Origin of the sequence: Microbacterium sp. 22296 (genome assembly GCF_052045385.1) — a bacterium.
Classification (GTDB): Bacteria; Actinomycetota; Actinomycetes; order Actinomycetales; family Microbacteriaceae; genus Microbacterium.
Genome location: NZ_JBQEOS010000005.1, coordinates 182,655 through 204,816 on the forward strand (window position 1 = coordinate 182,655; position 22,162 = coordinate 204,816).

19 protein-coding genes and 1 pseudogene are annotated in these 22,162 nt (G+C 71.0%); 12 read left to right on the plus strand and 8 right to left on the minus strand.

The annotated features are described in order from the left end of the window. Window positions 1-61 precede the first annotated feature (61 nt). Complete coding sequence (locus tag ACTJJP_RS12030; RefSeq protein WP_440775241.1) at window positions 62-1,165, plus strand: LacI family DNA-binding transcriptional regulator; 1,104 nt, start codon at window positions 62-64, stop codon at window positions 1,163-1,165. On the opposite strand, the gene ACTJJP_RS12035 is transcribed toward ACTJJP_RS12030, so the two are convergent. Beyond that, complete coding sequence (locus ACTJJP_RS12035; RefSeq protein ID WP_440775242.1) at window positions 1,125-2,249, minus strand: AI-2E family transporter; 1,125 nt, start codon at window positions 2,247-2,249, stop codon at window positions 1,125-1,127. The two genes, ACTJJP_RS12030 and ACTJJP_RS12035, sit on opposite strands and share 41 nt — an antisense overlap. Window positions 2,250-2,330: 81 nt before the next feature. Between ACTJJP_RS12035 and ACTJJP_RS12040 the strand changes: the two genes are divergently transcribed. The 4 genes from ACTJJP_RS12040 (at window position 2,331) to ACTJJP_RS12055 (ending at window position 6,541) form a co-directional block, all read left to right on the plus strand. Continuing rightward, window positions 2,331-2,636 carry a chorismate mutase gene (locus ACTJJP_RS12040; protein WP_440775243.1) on the plus strand — a complete coding sequence of 102 codons (306 nt, stop codon included), beginning with the start codon at window positions 2,331-2,333 and terminating at the stop codon, window positions 2,634-2,636. A gap of 541 nt (window positions 2,637-3,177) precedes the next feature. Then, window positions 3,178-4,509, plus strand: coding sequence for a quaternary amine ABC transporter ATP-binding protein (locus ACTJJP_RS12045; RefSeq protein WP_440775259.1), 1,332 nt, complete (start codon window positions 3,178-3,180; stop codon window positions 4,507-4,509). After that, on the plus strand, window positions 4,509-5,513 hold the full coding sequence (locus ACTJJP_RS12050) for an ABC transporter permease (protein WP_440775244.1): 1,005 nt from the start codon (window positions 4,509-4,511) through the stop codon (window positions 5,511-5,513). The genes ACTJJP_RS12045 and ACTJJP_RS12050 overlap by 1 nt, the downstream gene beginning before the upstream one ends. A 125-nt stretch (window positions 5,514-5,638) precedes the next feature. Further along, window positions 5,639-6,541, plus strand: coding sequence for a glycine betaine ABC transporter substrate-binding protein (locus tag ACTJJP_RS12055; RefSeq protein WP_440775245.1), 903 nt, complete (start codon window positions 5,639-5,641; stop codon window positions 6,539-6,541). 145 nt (window positions 6,542-6,686) lie between these two features. On the opposite strand, the gene ACTJJP_RS12060 is transcribed toward ACTJJP_RS12055, so the two are convergent. Next, window positions 6,687-7,418, minus strand: coding sequence for a YqjF family protein (locus tag ACTJJP_RS12060; protein WP_440775246.1), 732 nt, complete (start codon window positions 7,416-7,418; stop codon window positions 6,687-6,689). A gap of 47 nt (window positions 7,419-7,465) precedes the next feature. Here ACTJJP_RS12060 and ACTJJP_RS12065 point away from each other — a divergent pair, with 47 nt between their 5' ends. After that, window positions 7,466-7,726, plus strand: a complete 261-nt coding sequence (locus ACTJJP_RS12065; protein WP_440775247.1) for a DUF3253 domain-containing protein — start codon at window positions 7,466-7,468, stop codon at window positions 7,724-7,726. A gap of 109 nt (window positions 7,727-7,835) precedes the next feature. Here ACTJJP_RS12065 and ACTJJP_RS12070 read toward each other — a convergent pair whose 3' ends face one another. Then, window positions 7,836-8,573 carry a hypothetical protein gene (locus ACTJJP_RS12070; RefSeq protein WP_440775248.1) on the minus strand — a complete coding sequence of 246 codons (738 nt, stop codon included), beginning with the start codon at window positions 8,571-8,573 and terminating at the stop codon, window positions 7,836-7,838. Window positions 8,574-8,606: 33 nt separating this feature from the next. After that, entirely contained in the window at window positions 8,607-9,629 is a 1,023-nt protein-coding gene (locus ACTJJP_RS12075) for a hypothetical protein (protein ID WP_440775249.1), read from the minus strand. Window positions 9,630-9,830: 201 nt separating this feature from the next. Here ACTJJP_RS12075 and ACTJJP_RS12080 point away from each other — a divergent pair, with 201 nt between their 5' ends. From ACTJJP_RS12080 to ACTJJP_RS12090, 3 genes are read left to right on the plus strand one after another with little or no spacing between them, the layout of a single operon-like run. Beyond that, window positions 9,831-11,201 (plus strand): TrkH family potassium uptake protein, encoded by a 1,371-nt coding sequence (locus tag ACTJJP_RS12080; protein ID WP_440775250.1) that lies wholly within the window; start codon window positions 9,831-9,833, stop codon window positions 11,199-11,201. Further along, entirely contained in the window at window positions 11,194-11,886 is a 693-nt protein-coding gene (locus ACTJJP_RS12085) for a potassium channel family protein (RefSeq protein ID WP_440775251.1), read from the plus strand. Before ACTJJP_RS12080 ends, ACTJJP_RS12085 begins: the two co-directional genes overlap by 8 nt. A 56-nt stretch (window positions 11,887-11,942) precedes the next feature. Next, entirely contained in the window at window positions 11,943-13,016 is a 1,074-nt protein-coding gene (locus ACTJJP_RS12090) for an epoxide hydrolase family protein (protein WP_440775252.1), read from the plus strand. 109 nt (window positions 13,017-13,125) lie between these two features. Here ACTJJP_RS12090 and ACTJJP_RS12095 read toward each other — a convergent pair whose 3' ends face one another. Together ACTJJP_RS12095 and purL are read right to left on the minus strand one after the other, a co-directional pair. Further along, complete coding sequence (locus ACTJJP_RS12095) at window positions 13,126-13,263, minus strand: hypothetical protein (RefSeq protein ID WP_243222965.1); 138 nt, start codon at window positions 13,261-13,263, stop codon at window positions 13,126-13,128. 76 nt (window positions 13,264-13,339) lie between these two features. After that, window positions 13,340-15,679, minus strand: a complete 2,340-nt coding sequence (gene purL, locus ACTJJP_RS12100; RefSeq protein ID WP_440775253.1) for a phosphoribosylformylglycinamidine synthase subunit PurL — start codon at window positions 15,677-15,679, stop codon at window positions 13,340-13,342. Window positions 15,680-16,068: 389 nt separating this feature from the next. Between purL and ACTJJP_RS12105 the strand changes: the two genes are divergently transcribed. Both ACTJJP_RS12105 and ACTJJP_RS12110 read left to right on the plus strand, forming a co-directional pair. Next, complete coding sequence (locus tag ACTJJP_RS12105) at window positions 16,069-17,064, plus strand: glycerate kinase family protein (protein WP_440775254.1); 996 nt, start codon at window positions 16,069-16,071, stop codon at window positions 17,062-17,064. Between the two features lie 404 nt (window positions 17,065-17,468). After that, on the plus strand, window positions 17,469-18,305 hold the full coding sequence (locus tag ACTJJP_RS12110) for a hypothetical protein (protein WP_440775255.1): 837 nt from the start codon (window positions 17,469-17,471) through the stop codon (window positions 18,303-18,305). A 3-nt stretch (window positions 18,306-18,308) separates the two neighbouring features. Here the strand turns inward: ACTJJP_RS12110 and ACTJJP_RS12115 are convergent, their stop codons facing one another. Both ACTJJP_RS12115 and fdhD read right to left on the minus strand, forming a co-directional pair. Next, the gene (locus ACTJJP_RS12115) at window positions 18,309-20,609 is read right to left on the minus strand and encodes an FdhF/YdeP family oxidoreductase (protein ID WP_440775256.1); all 2,301 of its coding nucleotides are present in this window, start codon (window positions 20,607-20,609) and stop codon (window positions 18,309-18,311) included. A 67-nt stretch (window positions 20,610-20,676) separates the two neighbouring features. Beyond that, window positions 20,677-21,555 (minus strand): formate dehydrogenase accessory sulfurtransferase FdhD, encoded by an 879-nt coding sequence (fdhD, locus tag ACTJJP_RS12120; protein ID WP_440775257.1) that lies wholly within the window; start codon window positions 21,553-21,555, stop codon window positions 20,677-20,679. Between the two features lie 371 nt (window positions 21,556-21,926). On the opposite strand from fdhD, the pseudogene ACTJJP_RS12125 reads away from it, so the two are divergent. Further along, a pseudogene (locus ACTJJP_RS12125) lies at window positions 21,927-22,162 on the plus strand (Asp23/Gls24 family envelope stress response protein); the annotation flags it as partial.

A 22,162-nucleotide genomic window follows, 5' to 3' on the forward strand; every position in this document is an offset into this window, starting at 1 on the left:
GCCGGGTCGAGGTCCTCGACCGCGGCCCGGCCGTCCTTCCCTTCCGATCCGGAGGAACCTCATGCCCCAGCCCCCGAGCCGGCCCTGGCAACGACCCAGCATCTACGACGTCGCGCGACTCGCCGGCGTCTCGCATCAGACGGTGTCCCGCGTCCTGAACGACCACCCGCACGTGCGCACGTCCACGCGCCTGCGCGTCCTCCGGGTGATCGACGAGATCCACTACACACCGAACATGGCCGCGCGCGCGCTCGCGACGCAGCGCGCGCGGCGGATCGGGGTGCTGATCGACGGCCCGGTGCAGAACGGTCCGAACAGCACCCTGCGCGCGTTGGAGAGGGCCGCGCGGGAGGTCGGGTACGCGGTGAGCGCGTTCTCGATCGGCGATGACGACGCGTCGCAGATGGACTCCGGGGTCATGGAACTGGTCACCCAGGGTGTCGATGCGCTGTGCGTGATCGCGCCCCGGGAGTCGTCGTTGGATCTCCTGCGTCAGCAGACGACGGGCCTGCCGACGATCGTGATCAAGGCGGAGGCCGACCCGACCTGGCACACGGTGGGAGTCGACCAGCGCCGAGGTGCGCGGCTCGCGGTCCGGCACCTCATCGACCTGGGGCACCGCACGATCGCCCATCTGGCGGGCCCGATGGACTGGTTCGACGCGCGTGAGCGTGCTCAGGGGTGGCGGGAATGTCTCGCCGAGGCGGGGTTGCCGGAGGGCCCCTGCGTGATCGGCGACTGGACGGCGGATGCCGGGTTCGAGTTCGGTCGATCGTTCGAGCTGGGGGACACCACCGCGGTCTTCGCGGCGAACGATCAGATCGCGCTCGGTGTCGTCCACGGGCTGCACGGTCGCGGCATCCGCGTTCCCGCGGACGTCAGCGTCATCGGTTTCGACGACGTCGCCCATTCGCGGCACTTCCTGCCCCCGCTGACCACCGTGCGCCAGAACTTCGCCGAGCTCGGCGAACTGGCGTTGCAGCAGCTCATCGCCGCCATCGAGGGAGACGTCGAACCCAGCCACGACACCATCCAGCCGGAGCTGATCGTCCGTGAATCCAGCGCGACGATCGCCGCGCCGGTGCGCGCCGCGGCGGGGGCATCGCGCCGCCGATGGAACGTGCCTACTTCTTGGCATCCTGTCGTGGGATCACGATCTGCTTGATGATGAGCAGCACCGATGCCGTGACGGGGATCGCGACGAGGGCGCCGAGCAGGCCGAGGAGGGTGCCGCCGACGAGCGCGCCGATCACGACCAGGGCGCCCGGAACCGAGATGGTGCGGTTCATCACGCGCGGTGTCAGCAGATATGCCTCGATCTGCATGTACACGAGGTAGACGATCGCGAAGATCAGTCCGGACGTCGGGTCGACGATGAGGGTGAACACCGTCGCCGTCGCCCAGAACAGCACCGAGCCGACGAGGGGGATCAGGGTGATCCCGAACGCGAGGGCGGCGAGGAGCGCGGCGAACGGCTGCTGCAGGATCGTCAGCACGATGAACGCAAACACGGCGTTGCACAGGGCCAGGACGACCATGCCCGCGAGATAGCCGCCGACCGAGTCGGTGATCTGGCCGGTCATGTCGGACACCGTCGCGCGGCTGCGCGCGGGAGTCAGGCGCACCAGGCTGTTCTTCATGCGGGGCAGGGACGCCAGGAAGTACAGGCTCAGCACGAGCACGATGATCGCGCCCGAGATGAACGTGCCGATGGACACGCCGACCTGCAGGAGGCCTCCGCCGATCGCGGCGATGTTCGCCGGGTTGGTGGCGAAACCCTGCACCTCTTTCAAGACGTCGCCGATGCTGTCGCCGAAGTTCGTCTCGACCCAGCGCACGGCGTCGCTGTCGATGAGGTCGTTGACGAAGGCGGGGATGTCGCCGACGAACTGCTCGACCTGGCGCACGACGGGCGGAATGAGCAGCCACAGCGCCCCGCCGAGGATCACGGCGAGACCGCCGAACACGATCACGATCGACCACGCGCGCGAGAGGCCACGACGCACCAGCATGCGCACGACCGGGTCGAGCGCGAGGGCGACGAACAGGGCGATCGCGATGTAGATGAGGACGGTCGAGAGCTTGCTCAGCGCGATCGCGAGAAGGAACGCCGTCAACCCGCCGAGGGTGAGGAAGAACCCGGCCGGGTAGGGGCGGGCGATGGCCGACCAGACCGGCTTGTCGCGCGAGGTCGTCGCTCCGGCGTCGGCGCCCTCGGCGGTGGGATCGGGACGCGTCGATCGGCTCATGGTCACACTGTAGGACTCCGGGGTCGCGGCGGACGCCCCTTCCCCCGGCACGGTAAGGTCGGAGCGACTTGGGGAGGACACATGACCGACGCCGATCCCTCGACGATCCTGCAGGGGCTCCGCGGCAGCATCGACAACATCGACGCCGCGTTGATCTTCCTCCTCGCCGAGCGCTTCCGCTGCACGAAGCAGGTCGGAGTGCTGAAGGCGAAGCACGGGATGCCGGCCTCCGACCCCGCGCGCGAGGAGCAGCAGATCGCCCGGCTCATGCGCTTGGCCGAAGACGCCGACCTCGATCCGGCGTTCGCCGAGAAGTGGTTCAACTTCGTCGTCGCCGAGGTCATCCGCCACCACCGCTCCGCCGCCGCGCAGCCCGCGGCGGACTGACCGGCCGTCCCGCGAACCGCGGCGGACCGCGGCGGACCGACCGGCGGCCCCCGCGGCCCGCTTCCGGACCCGCGCCCGAGGGCGGCCCGGCCCGCGCCCGAGTGCGCCGCGACCCGGGCCCGAGGGCGGCCCGGCCCGCGCCCGAGTACGCCCCGCCCTCCGCTCGAGCGCGCCGCGACACGCCCGGGCCTCCCTCGGCGCCTCACCCGACAACGGTGTCAGCGGCGCGCCGAACACATGCGCGCGCGTGCCACACGGCATCCGGGATCGCAAGGCGAGCGACGATTTGCCAGCGATTCCATCAGCGTGAAACGTTTGTACAGGCCCGTTGCCGGGCCGCCCACCCGACCAGTCCGCGGTCGCCGGTGTCGTCTCGGGGGAGTCGGCATCGCGAGCGTACGGTCGGCGGCCAGGGTGCCGGATCCGATGTCCGGTACCGACGCGCTCCACCCCCCGAGGGCGCCGACGGCTGCCACCCGGGCGTGACCGCCGCGGCCACCCGAAGGCCGCTGAGGTGCACACAGTGACCCATCCGCCTGCCCTGCAGACGCCCGTCTCGACGGGGTCCGCCCCCGCGGCGGCCGCTTCCGCGCAGCCCGCCCTCGCGGCGAAGAACCTCTTCAAGGTGTTCGGCCGCGCGCCCCAGGCCGCCGTCGACAAGCTCCGCTCCGGCGCCCGCCGCGAAGACACGGCCGACGACGGGACCGCCGCCGTCATCGACGCGAGCTTCGAGGTGAAGCCCGGCGAGATCTTCGTCATCATGGGCCTCTCCGGCTCCGGCAAATCCACGATCATCCGCATGCTGAACGGCCTGCACGAGGCCACGGCGGGAACCGTCGAGGTGCAGGGCGACGCCCTGACCGGCGTCGGCGCCGCGCGTCTGCGCTCGCTCCGCCGCGACCGCCTCGCGATGGTCTTCCAGCACTTCGCATTGCTGCCCCACCGCACGGTCGCCGCCAACGTCGCCTACCCCCTCGAGCTCCGCGGCGTCGGCAAGGCCGAGCGCGTCGCGAAGGCGAACGAGATCCTGGCGCTCGTCGGCCTCGAGGGATGGGGCGACAAGCTCCCCTCGGCGCTCTCGGGCGGCATGCAGCAGCGCGTCGGGATCGCCCGCGCGCTCGCGGCCGACACCGACATCCTGCTCATGGACGAGGCGTTCAGCGCGCTCGACCCCCTCATCCGTCGCGAGATGCAGGAGCAGCTCCTCGAACTGCAGCGGACGCTGAAGAAGACCATCGTCTTCATCACCCACGACCTCAACGAGGCGATGTTCCTCGGCGACCGCATCGCGGTCATGCGCGACGGGCGCATCGTGCAGATCGGCACCCCCGAAGACATCCTCACCGACCCCGCGAACGACTACGTCGAGCAGTTCGTGCAGGACGTCGACCGCGCGCGCGTGCTCACCGCCGGCAACGTCATGGAGCGTCCCCGTCCGCGGGTCGACGCGTCGGCGGGCCCGCGCACGGCGCTGCGTCAGATGCGCGACGCCTACATGTCGGCGGTCTACGTCACCGATCGCGACCGCAAGCCCCTCGGCATCATCACCGACCGGGATGCCATGAAGCTCGTGCGGGCCGGAGAGAGCTCCCTGCTCAGCCGGCTCAAGCCCCTGCCCCACGCGGTGCGCGACGACGACGTGCTCATGAACCTCTTCGTGCCGTCGGTCGAGTCGCCGCTGCCCCTGGCCGTGCTCGATTCGGAGGGCCGGCTCGCCGGTGTCATCCCGCGCGTCACGCTGCTCGCCGCCCTCGGGCCCGGACCCACCTCCACCGAGGAGATCACCGTGCTGCCCCAGCCCCTGCCCTCCGCCGAGATCGACGCGGTGCTCGACACCCCGGTCGCCGCCTCCGAGACCGAGGGGGTGCGCTGATGGATGGCTTCCGCATCCCCGTCGGCTCGTGGGTCGACTCCGCCGTGGACTGGCTCCGCGACAACCTCTCGGGCCTGTTCGACGTGATCGCCGTGACGGTCCGCTTCCTCGTCGGCGGGCTGAGCGACGTGCTGCTGTCGGCACCCATCGTCGTCGTCATCGTCGTGGCGGCCGCCCTGGCGTGGCTCCTGCGTTCGTGGAAGCTCGCGCTCGGCACCGTGATCGGCTTCGCGCTCATCTTGGCGATGGGTCAGTGGGTAAGCGCGATGCAGACCCTCGCTCTCGTGCTCGTCGCCACCGTCGTCGCCGTGGCGATCTCGGTGCCGCTGGGCATCTGGTCGGCGCGCAATCCCACCGTGCGAGCGGTGCTGAAGCCGATCCTCGACTTCATGCAGACGATGCCCGCGTTCGTCTACCTGATCCCCGCGATCACGTTCTTCAGCATCGGCGTCGTGCCCGGTGTCGTCTCGACCGTCATCTTCGCCCTGCCCCCGGGCGTGCGGCTGACCGAGCTCGGCATCCGCGGCGTGGACTCCGAGACGGTCGAGGCCGGCCACGCCTTCGGCGCGACGCCCGGACAGATCCTCCGCGGCATCCAGCTGCCGCTCGCGATGCCCACGATCATGGCGGGCGTCAACCAGGTCATCATGCTCGCGCTGTCGATGGCCGTGGTGGCCGGCATCGTCGGGGCAGACGGCCTCGGCAAGGAGGTCGTGCAGTCGATCTCGACGGTCAACCTGCCCAAGGGTGTCGAGGCGGGCCTCAGCGTGGTGATCCTCGCGGTCTACCTCGATCGCCTCACCGCTGCCCTCGGCAACCGCGCCGACAACACCGGGTCGCTGCTCGGCCTGCTGGCCCGGCGCCGTGCCGCGCGTCCCGCGGCTGCGGTCACGGCCGGCGCGACCGCGGCCCCGCACGTCGACACGAGTGCGAAGGATGCCGCTCGCGACGCCGATCGCGAGAAGGCCTCCCCGCGCCGCGCCCCCATCTCGACGGGTCGCTGAGTCCCCCTCGCCCCTCGCGTGAGTCGCCAAGATTTGTCGCCTCATCAGGAGCCGTGGCGACAAATCTTGGCACCTCGCGCGAGGGGCCCACGGAAATCACGGACGAAAAGGAAGAGAACACAGCAATGAACACGCGACACCTCACCACCGCCCTCGCCCTCGGCGCCGTCGGCGCGCTCGCGCTCACCGGCTGCGCGAGCGGCAACCAGGCTGAGGGCGGAGCGGGCGACGGCGGCGACAAGGGCACCATCACGCTCGGCTTCCTGCCCTCGTGGACCGACGGCCTCAGCACCGCCTACCTGCTCGAAGACCAGCTCGAGAAGCTCGGCTACACCGTCGAGATGCAGACGCTCACCGAGGCGGGCCCCCTCTACACCGGCCTCGCCCAGGGCGACGTCGACATCTACCCCTCGGCCTGGCCCGAGCTGACGCACAAGTCGTACATGGACCGCTACGGCGACCAGATCGAGGACCTCGGCGCGTACTACGACGGCGCCAAGCTCACGATCGCGGTGCCGAGCTACGTCGACATCGACTCCATCGACCAGCTGCAGGCGAACGCCGCGCGCTTCGACGGCAAGATCTACGGCATCGAGCCGGGTGCGGGTCTGACCAAGCAGACGCAGGAAATCGCGATGCCGGGTTACGGCCTCGACGGCTACGAACTCGTCACCTCGTCGACCGCGGCGATGCTCACCGAGCTCGACAACGCCATCGCGGCGCAGACGGACATCGCCGTGACCCTGTGGCGCCCCTTCTGGGCCAACGACGCCTACGACGTGAAGGACCTCGAAGACCCCCAGGGGCTGATGGGCGACCCCGAGGCCCTGCACTTCCTCGGCACGTCCGGCTTCGCCGAGCAGTACCCGGATGCCGCCGAGCTCATCGCCGGCATCCAGCTCGACGACGCGCAGTACGGCTCGCTCGAAGACCTCGTGGTCAACGAATACGGCGAGGGTCGCGAGGCCGAGGCCGTGGACGCCTGGCTCGAGCAGTACCCGGCGGCGTTCTCGACGCAGCTCAGCTGACGTCCCGCGTCACGGCGGCCCCCTTCGCTCGGAGGGGGCCGCTCCGCGTTTCGTCGCCGGACGGCCGGTTCCTCGCACGCTTCCGTCGCACTTCTGCGAGGACCCCGTCATCCTGCGGTCATGGCACCGCCGCACCGGTGGCGGGTCAGGCGATCGCGTGCGCCCCCGTGAACCGCGTGATGAAGCCCGGGTGGCCCTCCGGCATCGCCAGCACGGAGTCGGGCGCGCGCCCGGAGAGCTGGGGGAAGCCGGAGTCGGCGACGAGGTCGTCGTCGAGCACGTCGAGCTCGGCCGTCACGAGGGGCCAGGGCTCGTGCGCGTTCGCGGCCCAGATCGTGCGCCCGAGGTGGCGTTCGTGAAAGCCCCACCGTGCCGTGAGGAAGCGCGACAGCGGGGAATCCACCGTCTCGGTGCCGAGGGTCGCACGCACCCGGGTGCCCGGATGCCGACCGCCGTGGCGCTGCGAGCGGTACTCGATCCGCGCGCCGTCGGTGCGCACGCCCGCCCGCGCCCAGCGGTAGGGGAGCCCGAACAGCGCACGCGCGGCCAGGACCGGCGCGAGATGCTCGGCCTCGAGCGTCTGGAAGACCACCCCGCGACGGCCCTCCTCGTCGACCGCGTAGGTGCGCACGTTGATCTCGGTGAAGGTACCGAGAAGGGGCACCGGGGGCAGCGGAAGGAAGCGGAACTCGCTCAGCACGAACGGCACGAGCCCGACCCACGCCGAGCCGTCGTGCACGTCCGGACGCGTCCCCGCGGGCAGCAACGGCGCGACCTCGGCCGGATCGACACGCCAGTGAACGAATACGGCGCGGTTCCAGCGCTGCGCGATGACGGCGCGTCCGGGCAGATCGGGGGAATGGCGCTCGGTGATCACCGGGTCATTCTGACCCCGAGGCCGAGCCGCGGAGGGACACTGGACAGATGGCCCCGTCATCTGGTGCAGACCCGCGGCTCGTGGCATCCATCCGCGATCTGCTGGCCGCGCGCGACGCCGACAAGACGATCTGCCCCTCCGAGGCCGCCCGCGCGGTCGGCGGCGCCGACTGGCGCGACCTCATGCAGCCGGCGCGCGACGCCGCCCACGAGCTGGTGGGTCTCGGCGAGGTCGAGGTGACGCAGAAGGGCGAGGTCGTCGACGTGACGACGGCGCGCGGGCCGGTGCGCATCCGACGCGCACGCTGACGCGGCGCGGTACGTGCCGGGCGGTGGGGCGCCGGAATCGTGGTCGGCCGGTCGGGAGCGGATGCCGGGACCCTCGGCATCCGATCGTGCGGCGCGGCCGCGGGCGTGCTCAGGCGATGGAACCGGGCGCGGTCTCGGACGGCGGCGCGGTGCGCTCGCGGGGGAGCTCCAGGGCGACCTTCTTCTCGAGCACGTCGACGGCCTCGTCCGAGAGCAGGATGAGCCCGTCGAGCTCTTCGCGGACGCGGCGGTAGGCCAGCTGGCGTTCGTTCGGGGTGGCGGCCTGATCGGTCGCCACGGTGAGCAGTTGTTTGGCGGTGTCGAGGCGCTTGCGCTCATCGACCGTGAAGGCGGCGTCCTTCACGCGTCGCGCGTCGCGCTCGGCCACATCGAAGGCGACCTCGTAGTCGGTGACGGCGTCGCGGTACTCCTTGAGGCGCTCCGATGAGAGGGTCTCGCCCTCTTCGGGCCGCAGCTTGTCGGCCGCTTTCTTGGCCCGCAGGAACGCGGCCGTCAGCGGTTGGCGCCCGTCGCTCATCGCGGGGTAGGTGATGAGCTTCGTCGCGTCGAGTTCGTACTCAAGCCAACGGTGCGTGACCTCGTCCTGCGCGGCGACGACGCGCCCCTGCACGCCGCCGAGCTCGGCGGTCGACGGCGTCGGGACCGGCGACGGGGCGGTGGCGGAGACCGCGCCCTGGGCCTTCAACAGCTCCAGCTGTTCGCGATGGCGGCGCCGGGCGGTGACCTCACGATGCCTCACGCGCGCGTTGATCGCGCCCATCGTCATCCCGAAGAGCGGGAACGCGAGCCACCAGTAGTGTCCGGCGAAAGTCCAGAACTCGTCCACGGCGCCATGCTACGCCGCCGGGATCGGGCTCTCTCAGGAAGCCGGCGGTCTCGGCCGGTCTCGTGCGGGAGGCGGCCAGACGGGGTCGCTGCGGGGCGGCGCATCGGCGGTGCCGGGGTCGTCGCGAGGCGGTGCGCCCGAGGCATCCGGTGCGGTCTTCTGCGGGCGCTTCGCGCCGCGCTCGTTCCAACTCCGCGCCGCCGCGCGGCCCATCGACTCCATCGAGCGCGCCAGGGCACGCTGGGCGGTCTCGGCGAGGTCGGATGCCACCCGGCTCCACGCATCGGTGCCCTCGACGCTCGGCTGCTCACCATTGCGTCGAGCCGCTTGTTCGGCGCGGTCGAACGCGTGGCCCGCGCGGCGGACGGCGTCGCGGTAGGCGAGGAACTCGGCGGGTTCGAGGCGCGTGTGGGGCGTCGCCGGACGCAGCCACTGGGCCCGCTCGTGCGCGCGAAGGAACTCGGCCAGCAGCGGGGAGCGCGGGTCGGTCATGACGGGGTAGTCGATCGCGAGGGCGGTGTCGGTCTCGTAGGCCATCCACCGCGACAGGATCGCGTCGTGCTCGGCGAGCACCCGCACGACGGGCAGGGGCGCGCTGCCGGCGCGGATCGCAGGGAGCATCGCCTTGGCCGCTTTGACGCCGGCGCGTCTCGCCCGCACCTCGGCGGACGCCGCCCGGAGGTCGCGTTGCGCGTCGACCAGCCGTGCGCGCGCGGCGGTGACGACGTCGCCCGAGACACGGGATGCCGCCCGCTCCGCCTGCGCGCGCACCACCTCGGCGTCGGCGACCTTGACGTCGGCGCGGCCGCGGGTGACGGCGTTTCGCGCCATCTGCAGGTCGAGCTGGGCGGCGTCGAGCTCGAGACGGCGCGCGGCGGCTTTGCTGAGCGGGCGCGAGGCCCAGGCTCGCGCGGCGCGATCCGTGGTGGTCGTGGTGCCCGCGGGGAGGGCGCGTCGTCGTGAGCGGCGCACGCCGATCCAGCCGACGGTGCCCGCACCGGCCGCGGCGGGGCCGATCCACCACCACTCGGCGAAGAGAGCCACGAGCGGTTCCACGTGCCCATGCTACGTCGAGGCTCCGACACGAGGCTGGGTGGTGGGCCGGAATCCGCGAGCGATACCCGCGGTGCGAGGGGGTGCGCGAGTCTCGCAGATATGCCCGGGCGCGGCTGCTTCCGTTCCGCGGCGGGTGCCCGGGGCGTCGCGGGCCCGACGCCCGCGCAGCCCGGCGGACGCCGTGTGTGAGATCGTGGCGAGGTGAACTTTCGGCGACGGGCGCGGGGCGGGCGCAGCGGAGTCCGCGCCGGGTTCCGGCTCACCGCGGGCCAGGCCATCATCGCCGGCTTCGGCGCGGTGCTCGTCGTCGGCACCGTGCTGCTGAGCCTGCCTCTCTCGGCGCAGGGACGTCCGGCATCCTTCATCGAGGCCCTCTTCACTGCGACCAGTGCGTTGTGCGTCACCGGGCACGTGGTGGTCGACACGGCGACTTTCTGGAGCCCGTTCGGGCAGGTCGTCATCATGGTGCTCATCCAGGTGGGCGGGTTCGGGGTGATGTCGTTCGCGACCCTGCTGGGACTCCTCGTCGCCCGTCGTCTCGGTCTGCGTACACGCTTGACCGCGGTGAGCGAGACCCACACGGTCGCCGTCGGCGACGTGCGCCGCGTGCTGACCGGTGTCGCCCTCATCACCCTCTGCGTCCAGACGGTCGTCGCGGTCATGCTCGCCGCGCGCTTCGCGGTCGGATACGGCGAACCGTTCGGCCGCGCTCTTTGGCTCGGTGCGTTCCACGCGGTGTCGTCGTTCAACAACGCCGGCTTCGCCCTGTTCAGCGACAACCTCATGTCGTTCGTGACCGACCCCTGGGTCTGCCTCCCCATCTGCGCGGCCATCATCCTCGGTGGCCTCGGCTTCCCCGTGATCATGGAGCTGCGCCGCCGGTTCCGCTTCCCCCGCCGGTGGACGCTGAATACCGTCACGGTGCTCGCCGGCACCCTCACGCTGCTCGTGGGTGGCGCGGTGAGCCTGACGGCTCTCGAATGGTCGAATCCGGGCACGCTGGGACTCCTCGACCCGGCCGGGCGCCTCCTCGCCGGCTTCACCCTCAGCGTGATGCCCCGCACGGCGGGTTTCAACGCCATCGACGTGGGGGCGATGCATCCCGAGAGCTGGTTCGTCACCGACATCCTCATGTTCATCGGCGGGGGACCTGCCGGAACGGCCGGAGGACTGAAGATCACGACGTTCGCCGTGCTGTTGTTCATCGTGCTCGCGGAGCTGCGCGGCGACACGGCCGTGAACATGTTCGGCAAGCGCCTTCCTCGATCCACGCACCGCGAGGCGCTGACGGTGGCACTGCTCTCCGTCGCCACCGTGGTGGTCTCGACGCTCGCGATCATGCTGATGACGCCGTTCCCCTTCGATCGCGTCTTCTTCGAGGTCATCTCCGCCTTCGCGACGGTGGGGCTGTCGACGGGTATCACCGCCGACCTGGGCACACCCTCGCAACTCATCCTCATCGCCCTGATGTTCATCGGCCGCATCGGCCCCGTGCTGCTGGGCGCCGCCCTCGCCCTGACGCGCGAGAAGCGTATGTACGAACTCCCGAAGGAGCGTCCGATCATTGGATAACACACCCGCATTCCTCCGCCGTCGGCGCAACCGCGACGCCTCGGCCGTCGCCGTGATCGGTCTCGGCCGCTTCGGAGGGTCCCTCGCCACCGAGCTGGCCCGCTCGGGAACCGAGGTACTCGGTATCGACACCGACGAAGACATCGTGCAGTCGCTGAACGGGGTGCTGACGCACGTCGTGCGGGCCGACTCGACCAAGCAGGTCGCTCTCGAGCAGCTGGGCGTCGCCGACTTCGACCGGGTCGTCGTCGGGATCGGCACCGACATCCAGGCCAGCATCCTCACGACCTCTCTGCTGAAGCGGATGGGCGCCCGCTCGATCTGGGCGAAGGCCATCAGCGAGCAGCACGGCCTGATCCTCGAACAGCTCGGCATCGAGCACGTCGTCTACCCCGAGGCCGACATGGGGCGCCGCGTCGCCCACCTCGTGCGTGGGGCCATGCTCGACTACGTCGAGTTCGACAGCGACCTGTCCGTAGCCAAGACCGTGGCACCGCGGGAGATCGTGGGGCAGACGCTCGAAGCGTCGGCGGTGCGCCGTCGTCACGGCGTCACGATCGTGAAGATCAAGGGCGCCGACGGGCACTGGCACGCCGCGGGAGCGGCATCCGTGGTGCACGAGGGCGACCTGCTGATCGTCATCGGGCCCGTCGAGCGCACGGAGCGTTTCGCCGCGCTGGCGTGAGGCGGGCCCGACATCGACGGATGACACCGGACACCGTCGATGTCAGGGTGAAAAGCATGGTCACCCGCCTTCAGCCCCACACCCCTCCCGCCGAGATCGATGATCTCCGTCGACGCATCGCCGCGACGCGGTGGCCCGATGACGTCGGCGACGACTGGTCGAGGGGGACGCGTCCGTCCGCGCTGCGCCACGTGCTCGACGCGTGGGCCGCCTTCGATTGGAGCGGAGCGGAGGCGCGGATGCGCGCGGAGCAGCACCTCCTCGTGGGCGGGGCGGATCGGCGCGTGCACGTGTGGCGCTCGGGGACGCCGGGCGCCCGCGCCGTCGTCTTGATCCACGGATGGCCCGACAGTTTCGTCCGCTTCCGCGGCGTCGCGGAACGCCTCGCCGACCACGACGTGATCGTGCCCGGTATTCCGGGCTTCGGCTACGGCGACCCGGCCCCGCGTGAGGAGGGGGGACCGCGGTGGAACGCCGGGCGGATCCTCGACGCCCTCGATCGGATCGGTGTGGGTCGCTTCGTCGTGCACGGCGGAGACCTCGGTACGGCCATCGCCGACCAGGTCGCGGTGCTCGCGCCCGATCGCGTCGCGGGTCTGCACCTGTCGGACGTACCGCTCTGGCGCGCGGTATCCGACGATCACCTCTCCGCCGAGGAGCGCGAATGGGTGGATGCCGCGGCCGTCTGGGAGCGCGAGGAAGGCGCCTACGCCGCTGAGCAGCGCACCAAACCGCAGACCCTCGCCGCGGGGCTCACGGATTCTCCGGCGGCGCTCGCGAGCTGGTACCTCGAGAAGTTCCAGGCGTGGGGTGCGGGCGACGTCTTCGAGCGCATCCCCCTCGACCTGCTCCTCGAAAACCTCTCGGTGCACTGGTTCACGCGCACGGCCGGGAGCGCTGCGCGCGTGTATTTCGACCGGCGGCGCTTTCCCCCCACCGGCGGTCGCGTGACGGTGCCCACGGCTTTCGGGCTCTTCCCGCACGACATCGACCACGGCGTGGAGTCGTTCGCGCGGCGCACCTACCCGACGGTGCGTTTCACGCGTTTCCCCTCGGGAGGGCACTTCGGGGCGATGGAGCACCCCGACCTGCTCGCGGGCGATCTGCGCGCGCTTCTCTCGGTCGTGTGAGGTTCGTCGTCGGGGCCGTGCAGCGGACGGATGCCGCCGCTCGCGCGAGGGCGAAGGCGTTCGGCGGGCGACGTCACCGCGGCGCCGCCGCGCGGGAAGCCGTGTGCTGTCAGCCGAGGATCAGGGAGATGACCGTCGCGCCGCCGCCGGTGAGGACGAGGGCGGCGATCACGACCCACGCGGTGATCTTGACGCGCTTCTGACGCTGGTCGCTGAACACGGTCATGTCGTCGTCGTCATCGGTCATCGCGCGTCTCCTCTCGTCGGGCGGTGGGGTTCGGGTCGAACTCTCCGTCGCGGCCCGAGGGGGCCGCGACGAAGGCTCAGGCCACCGGCTCCGCGACGGTCGGGCCGAACACGGCCGGGAGCGTCTCGTTCGACAGGCGGCGCAGCTCCGAGACGGGGACGGTGAAGACGTCCTGGATCTCGAGCGCGGCTTCGGTCCCCGGCTCGACGTCGGTCACGCCGATGCGCAGCACCGGGTAGCCGCGGCCGTTGCAGAGGCCCCGGAACTTCACGTCTTCCTCGCGGGGCACGCTGACCAGCACGCGGCCGGTAGTCTCGCTGAACAGGGCGGCCGTGGCATCCACGCCGTCGCGCTCCATCAGCTCGGTGAGCCAGACGCGCGCTCCGACGCCGAAGCGCATGACGCCCTCGGCGAGGGCCTGCGCGAGACCGCCCGACGACAGGTCGTGCGCGCTCGAGACGAGCGACTGCGAGCCCGCGGCCTGCAGCAGCTCGGCGAGCTTGCGCTCCTGAGCGAGGTCGACCTTCGGGGGGCGACCGCCGAGGTGATCGTGGATGGTCCCGGCCCACTGGGAGCCGTCTAGCTCGTCGGCGGTGGTGCCGAGCAGGTAGAGGTTCTCGCCGGCATCCTGCCAGCCGCTCGGAATGCGCGCGGCCACGTCGTCGATGATGCCCAGCACGCCCACGACGGGGGTGGGGTGGATCGGCTGGTCGCCCGTCTGGTTGTAGAACGAGACGTTGCCGCCCGTGACCGGGATGCCGAGCTCGAGGCATCCATCGCTCAGGCCCTCGACGGCCTGGCTGAACTGCCACATGACCTCGGGGTTCTCGGGGCTGCCGAAGTTGAGGCAGTCGGTGACGGCCGTGGGCACGGCCCCCGTGACGGCGACGTTGCGGTACGCCTCGGCCAAGGCGAGCTTGGCGCCGTTGTACGGGTCGAGCTGGTTGTAGCGGCCGTTGCAGTCGGTCGCGATCGCGAAGCCGAGACCGGTCTCTTCGTCGACGCGGATCATGCCGGCGTCGTCGGGGAAGCTCAGGGCGGTGTTGCCGAGCACGTAGTAGTCGTACTGGTTGGTGATCCACGAGGTGTCGGCGAGGTTGGGGCTCGCCACGAGGGTCGTGAACTGCTCGCGCAGCACGTCGTTGGCGGTGGCCCGGGGCAGCTTCGCGGCGGAGTCCTCGTTCAGCGCGTCGATCCAGGTCGGGTAGGCGACCGGCCGCTCGTAGACGGGGCCGTCGACCGCGACGGTCGAGGGGTCGACGTCGACGATGCGCTCGCCGTACCAGTCGATGACGAGGCGGCCGTCGCCGGTGACCTCGCCGAGGACGCTCGTCTCGACGTCCCACTTGCCGACGACGGCGAGGAACGCGTCGAGCTTCTCGGGCGCGACGATCGCCATCATGCGCTCCTGGCTCTCGCTCATGAGGATCTCCTCCGGCGTGAGCGAGGGGTCGCGCAGCAGAACCTTCGAGAGTTCGACCTTCATGCCGCTGTCGCCGTTGGCGGCCAGCTCGCTCGTGGCGCACGAGATGCCCGCCGCGCCGAGGTCTTGGATGGCCTCGACGAGGTCGTCGCGGTAGAGCTCGAGGCAGCACTCGATGAGCACCTTCTCGGCGAAGGGGTCGCCCACCTGCACCGCGGGGCGCTTCGTGGGTCCGCCGTCGGCGAAGGTGTCGGATGCCAGGATGCTCGCGCCGCCGATGCCGTCGCCGCCCGTGCGGGCACCGAACAGCACGACCTTGTTGCCCACGCCCGTGGCGTTGGCGAGCTTGATGTCTTCGTGGCGCATGACGCCGACCGCGAGGGCGTTCACGAGCGGGTTGCCCTGGTAGACGGCGTCGAAGACCGTCTCGCCGCCGATGTTGGGCAGGCCGAGGCAGTTGCCGTAGAACGAGATGCCGCTGGTGACGCCGTGCACCACGCGGGGGGTGTCGGGGTGGTCGATCGCGCCGAAGCGCAGCTGGTCCATGACGGCGACCGGGCGCGCGCCCATCGAGATGATGTCGCGCACGATGCCGCCGACGCCCGTGGCCGCACCCTGGAAGGGCTCGATGTAGCTGGGGTGGTTGTGCGACTCGACCTTGAAGGTGACCGCCCAGCCGTCGCCCACGTCGACGACGCCGGCGTTCTGGCCCATGCCGACCATGAGGCGGGTCTTCATCTCGTCGCTGACCTTCTGGCCGAACTGGCGCAGGTAGATCTTGCTCGACTTGTAGGAGCAGTGCTCGCTCCACATGACCGAGTACATCGCCAGCTCACCACTGGTGGGACGGCGGCCCAGGATCTCGCGGATCTGGGCGTACTCGTCGCTCTTCAGGCCGAGGGCGCCGTAGGGCTGCTCCTTCTCTGGCGTGGCGATCGCGTTCTCGACCGTATCGGCGAGGGCGGTACGGGCGGCGGGGTTCGGGGTGGTCACGCGGCTGAGCTCCAAGATCGCAGGGGCCGGACGGGAGTCAGTCTAGTTGGGTGCGCCGACATTGCCCGGGGACGGGGTCGAGCGGGGGCCGAGGGGCTGGGGGACCCGAGGCCGTGCGCGGGCCGGGGTCGGGTGGGACCGGGTTTCGGGCGGAGGTCGGGGTGGGGTGGGTGCGCAAGGTCAGCGATCTGCGCAGAGTCAGTCCGATTCGCGGCATCCGCGCTGAGGTTGTGCACCGCGGGAGCCGCTCCGATGCCTCGGTGTCCCGCTCCCGCGCCCCGCCCCGCGGCTCACAGCCCCGGCTCCCGATTCCCACCCCGTCCACCCCGACGACGCGACCGCCACCCGGCGGTAGGGTGCAGACACTCGCTCCCGAACGAAGGTGCTCGATGCGCGTCGTCATCGCCCCCGACAAGTTCAAGGGCACGCTCACCGCGGTCGAGGCGGCGGATGCCATGGCCTCGGCCGTCCGCGAGCGATGGCCCGACGCGGTGCTGACGGTGATCCCGATGGCCGACGGCGGCGACGGCACCCTCGACGCGCTCGGCGGCGCGAACCGTCGCGACACCGTCACCGGGCCGCTCGGCCGACCGGTCGACGCCAGCTGGCGCCTCGACGGTGGGGTCGCGGTGATCGAGTCCGCCGAGGCGTGCGGTCTCCTGCTCGCCGGGGGTCCGGAGCGGAACGATCCGTGGGGCGCCACGAGTCGCGGCGTCGGGGAACTCATCGCGCTCGCCCTCGACTCGGGGGCGGCCCGGGTCATGGTGGGCATGGGCGGCTCCGCGACGACCGATGGGGGGCGCGGGGCCCTCGCGGCGCTCGGCGATCGCGTGCCGTTCACTCCGAGCAGGGTCGTCGTCCTCACCGACACGACCGTCGCGTTCGAGGACGCCGCGCACGTGTTCGGTCGGCAGAAGGGCGCGGACGCCGCGATGCGGGACCGGCTGTCGGCGCGACTCGACGCGGATGCCGAGGAGTGGGCCGCCCGGTTCGGGCGGGACATCCGCGGGATCCCTCGCGGTGGAGCCGCGGGCGGGATCTCCGGGGCGCTTCTCGCGGCGGGGGCGCAGCTGGTCGACGGAGCCGCCGCAATCGCCGAGGCGCGCGGGCTCGACGCCACGATCTCCGACGCCGATCTCGTGCTCACGGGCGAAGGGGCCTTCGACGCGACGAGCCTCGCGGGCAAGGTGCCCGGACACGTGCTCGCCCTCGCCGCGTCGCGCGGAGTGCCGGCGATCGTCGTCGCCGGGATCGTCGACACCGACGTCGCACGACCGGACGTGTTCTCGCTGGTCGACGTGGTCGGGCGAAGATCCGCGCGATCCGACGCCGCGCGCGCGGTCCACGCGACGGTCCTGCACGCGCTTGCGCGGCTCTCCCCCTGACCGGGCGGGCTGGACGGCATCCCGCTTTCTCGAGCCGTCCCGCAGGCCCCGCCTCCTCCGGTCCGGGTCCTCGCCGCGCGTGCCGCCGTCGACGTGGATGAGAGCTCGCCGGATGTGGATGGCGGCGGGTGCTGTGCGGGACGCGCCGGGTCGACGGGGTGGGGCGGGAGGCGACGCGCTCGATGTGTAGCTCGTTCGCCAGGTGTCGCCTTTCCCGGGGTCGCGGATGCTCATCTTCTCTTCGGCGGTGAGGGCCGGGGGGCAAGAACCGCTCCACGAAGGGCGCGCGGATTTCGCCCGCTTGTCCTCGGCCGCGCGCCTCGACCGACGTGTCGTCGGGCCCGGCCGGGCCGGGCTCCTCTCGGGCGGTCGGTCGCGATCAGCGTACGTGATGGGATGTCGGCATGAGCCTCTTTCCCCGTCGCGTGACCGTCGGCCTCTGCGTTCTTCTTCCCCTCGCGGCGGCCGGCTGCACGGCCGGACCGTCGACCGAGGAGAACCCCTACATCGCGCTCTGCGCGGAGCCGGTCGTCGTCACCTGCGCTCCCCAGGACGATCCCGTCGGCATCACCCTCGTCGCCGACGCGTCCGAGGATGACGTGCTCGCCTTCGCGCGCCGGGTCCAGGATGCCGTGACGCAGAGGGCTCGGGAAGTGACGCTGCACGTCGACGATCCGTCGGCGCCGCGTCTCGACGCCGAGGTGTCGCCAACGCCGAAGTGGCAGTTCACCGTGCATCCGGACGAGGCCGTGGATGCGCTCGCCGGTGTGCTCGACGCGGCAGCCGTTCCCGGGGCGAGCGGCATCTCCGCCGGTCTCGGGTGGCCGTCGGCGGTGGCGGCGACCCTCGACGACGTCGAGCCGCTCATCGCCTCGCTGTCGGCCACCCCGCTTTTCGCCGACGGGGGCACCTTCACGGTGCCCTCGCTGAGCGAGCGCTTCCGCCTGGTGTACATCCCGGCCTTCACCACGATGGAGGGCGTCCGCGAGGTCGTCTCGATCGCTCGCGACTATCCGGATGCCGAGGTGCTCCTCGAGGCGCCCACGTCGGGGCCGAACCAGCCGACGTTCTACGTCGCGCACCTCACACCCGACGAGGCGACGCAGCTCGCCGAGCGACTGAGCGCACCGGACATGGCATCCGTGAGCGTCCCGGGTGCTCCCCTGGAGTTCGTGCTCACCTCCCTGAGCGAACAGGGCACGGACTCCCTCACGGGGACGTTCGGCGGCGTGACCGGGTGAGGCTCAGGCCGTCTTCGCGATCCGCACGCGGATGTCCTTCATCAGCGGCTGGTCGCTCTGGCGGCTGTAGTCGTCGGGACCGAGCAGCACGTTCAGCTCGGGGAAGTACCCGGCGGCGCTCCCGCGCGGGGTGTCGTACTCCAGGGCGCGGAAGGCGGTGACGCTGCGCACCGAGCCGTCGCGCGAGGTCGCGACGATGTCGACGAGGTCGCCCTCGGCGATGCCGCGTTCCTTCATGTCGCGCCGGTTCATGAACACGAGCTCACGGATGTTGCGCACCCCGCGATAGCGGTCGTCGGCCGAGTAGATGGTCGTGTTCCACTGGTCGTGCGAGCGCATGGTCTGCAGCACCAGCACGTCGGCCTCTTCGGGGATGACGTTGGGGAGGTCGGCCTGCGAGAACTCGGCCTTGCCGGAGGGGGTGCGGAAGTCGCGCTCGCGCGCGGGCTGCGGGATGCGGAAGCCGTACTGCTGTCGTACGAGCTCGTTGAAGCCCTCGAAGCCGGGCAGCGCCTTGGCCATCGTGTCGCGGATGCGGTCGTAGTCGCCCACGTACCACTCCCACGGGGTGGCCGAGTCGGGCATGGTCGCCCGCGCGATGCGGGCGATGATCTCGGGCTCGCTGAGCAGGTGCGGCGACGCGGGCTTGCGGGAGCCGAGCGAGAGCATGACCGAGCTCATGGCATCCTCGGTCGAGATCGACTGGGGGCCCGCCTCCTGCACGTCGCGCTCCGTGCGGCCGAGGCAGGGCAGGATCAGCGCCTCCTTGCCGTGGGTGAGGTGACTGCGGTTGAGCTTTGTGCTGACGTGCGCGGTCAGACCGACCCGGCCCATTCCCTCGGCGGTGAGCTTCGTGTCGGGAGCGGCCCGCACGAAGTTGCCGCCCATGCCGAGGAACACCTTGAGGTCGCCGCGGTGCAGGGCCGCGACCGTGTGGACGGTGTCGAGTCCCGGCTCGCGGGGCGAGGTGATCCCGCATACCTCGTCGAGCTTCGCGAGCCATTCCTCGGTGGGCTTGTGGTTGATGCCGCACGTGCGGTTGCCCTGCACGTTGCTGTGTCCGCGCACGGGGGAGGGGCCGGTGCCCTTGCGGCCGACGTTGCCGCGGAGCAGCAGCAGGTTCACGATCTCGCGCACCGTGTCGACGCCGTGCTGGTGCTGGCTCACCCCGAGGCACCAGCTGATGACGCACGCCTGGGAGGCGAGGTAGACGGCGGCGGCGGCGCGGATCTCGGTCTCGGTGAGTCCGGCCTGCTCGACAAGCTCGTCCCACGACGTCGCCTCGACGAGCGCGCGATAGTCGTCGAGACCGCTCGTGTACCGGTCGAGGAAGGCCTGATCGAGGGCGGTGGGGTCGGTCTTCGACGCCTCGAACACGACCTTCGCCATTCCGCGGACGAGCGCGAGGTCGCCTCCCGGGCGCACCTGCAGATTCATCGTGCTGGTCGGAGTGGAGTGGAAGGTCGCCATGTCGACGATCTCGTGGGGCACGATCGTGCGGGTGCCCGCGACTTCGCGGAGCGGATTGACGTGAACGACCTGCGCACCGCGGTCGATGGCCTCGGCGAGGCTCGTCAGCATGCGCGGGGCGTTCGAGGCCGCGTTGACCCCGAGCACGAAGAGGGCGTCGCACGCCTCCCAGTCTTCGAGGTCGGCGGTGCCCTTGCCCGTGGCGACGGATGCCGTGAGCCCGCGGCCCGAGCCCTCGTGGCACATGTTCGAGCAGTCGGGGAGGTTGTTGGTCCCGAGTTCGCGGGCGAACAGCTGATAGAGGAACGACGCCTCGTTGCTCAGGCGGCCGGAGGTGTAGAACGCCGCCTGATCGGGGGAGTCCAGGGCGGTGAGGTGGTGGGCGATCATGCGGAACGCGTCGTTCCACGAGATCGGCACGTAGTGGTCGGTCGCGGCGTCGTAGGCCATCGGGCCCACCAGGCGCCCGGCATCCTCGAGCTCGAAATCGCTCCACTGAGACAGTTCCGTCACGGAGTGCTCGGCGAAGAACTCCTTGCCGACGCGCTTGTGCGTCATCTCCCACGTGACGTGCTTGATGCCGTTCTCGCAGATGTCGAGGGTGACACCCTTGTCGTCCGGCCACGCGCAGCCCGGGCAGTCGAATCCGCTCTTCGGGTGGTTCATCGTGAACATCGCCTTGGTGCCGGCGACCGGCTGGCGTTGCTCGTACAGCACCTTGCCGACGGTCAGGGCGGCGCCCCACCCGGCGGCAGGGTGCTCGTACGCACCCGTGCTCGACCAGTCCCCGTCGACCTGCGGCCCCAGGCCGCCTTGACGTGGCTTCTCGGTCATCAGTCCAAAGGACTCACCCATTTCGACCCTCCGGTGGTCATGGCGCCGGGCTCGCGGCATCCGGTCGTCAGCGTACGCTCGCGGTCTCGTGCTCGGCGGGGGTTGTGGTCGGCGCGACGATGCGATCCGCCCGGGTGTAGAGGTTCATGCTCGACCCGCGCACGAACGCCGCCAGGGTGAGACCGGCGCGCTCCGCGAGCTCGATGGCCAGTGACGACGGCGCCGACACGGCCGAGAGCATCGGGATGCCGGCCATCACGGCCTTCTGCACGAGCTCGAAGCTCACGCGGCCTGAGACCTGCAGCACGGTTCCCCGCAGCGGGAGGCGGTCGTTCAGCAGCGCCCAGCCGACGACCTTGTCGACGGCGTTGTGACGACCCACGTCTTCGCGGGCGACGAGCAGTTCGCCGGTCGCGACGTCGAAGAGCGCGGCGCCGTGCAGGCCACCGGTCTTGTCGAAGGTCTTCTGCTGCTCGCGCAGCCGGTCGGGGAGGGCCGCCACATCGTGCGCCGACACCGTGAGCGGGTCGGTCGAGACGTCGTACGCCGACACCTTCTCGACCGCGTCGATGGATGCCGTGCCGCACACCCCGCACGAGCTCGTCGTATAGAAGGACCGGGCGATGTCGGTGGAGGGCAGGGCGACCCCCGGCGCGAGCGTCAGGTCGAGCACGTTGTAGGTGTTGCCGTCGGCGCCGCCCGTGCCCGGGCCCCCGCAGTGGATCGCGCGGGCGAACTGGTCGCCGCGGCTGAGCACGCCCTCCGACACGAGGAAGCCGGCGGCGAGCTCCACGTCGTGCCCGGGGGTGCGCATGGTCACCGACAGGGGCGCACCGGCGACACGGATCTCGAGGGGTTCTTCCACCGCGATGGCATCCGGTCGCTGACGGTTCACACCCTCGAGGGTGATGCGCGTGACACGCCGTGAGGTTGTGAGGCGGCCCATGTCAGCCGCGCCCGCGATGAGGAAAGGGGGACATGCGTGAAGCGTACGCCGGGCCGCCGACATCGGGCCGTCGGCCACCCTCGGCGTCTCCGGCGCGAGACGTGACGGGTGCGGTGCGGCTGCCGCCCTGCCGGCGCGAGATCCCACGATCGTTGCGAGATGACGCGTCGTTGCGCGGCAGGTGCGCGTGATCTCGGGCGGATCGTGTGATCTCGGCGAGGAGCGGGGAGAGCGGACCATTCGCCTGAATACAGATCGCGGAACTTTTTTCAAGTCCGACGTGACGTTAACCCGACCCGGTACGTCTTAGTCATGTAGGTCGCAACACCTACCCCGGAGCTTCCGGGTCACGAACTCTGAAAGGCATCGACATGGCTGAGAACACCACCCCCGCCGCCCAGAATGTCCCCCAGGCGGCGTCGCGTGTGAACCGTCCCCTGGGCGCCCGCGGTGCGGAGGCCCACACCGAGGGCAAGACGACGATCGCCGACGGCGTCGTCGCCAAGGTCGCCGGTATCGCGGCCCGCGAGGTCACCGGCGTCTACGCGCTCGGTGGCGGCGGAGCCCGTGCGCTCGGTGCCATCCGTGACGCGATCAACGCCACCGA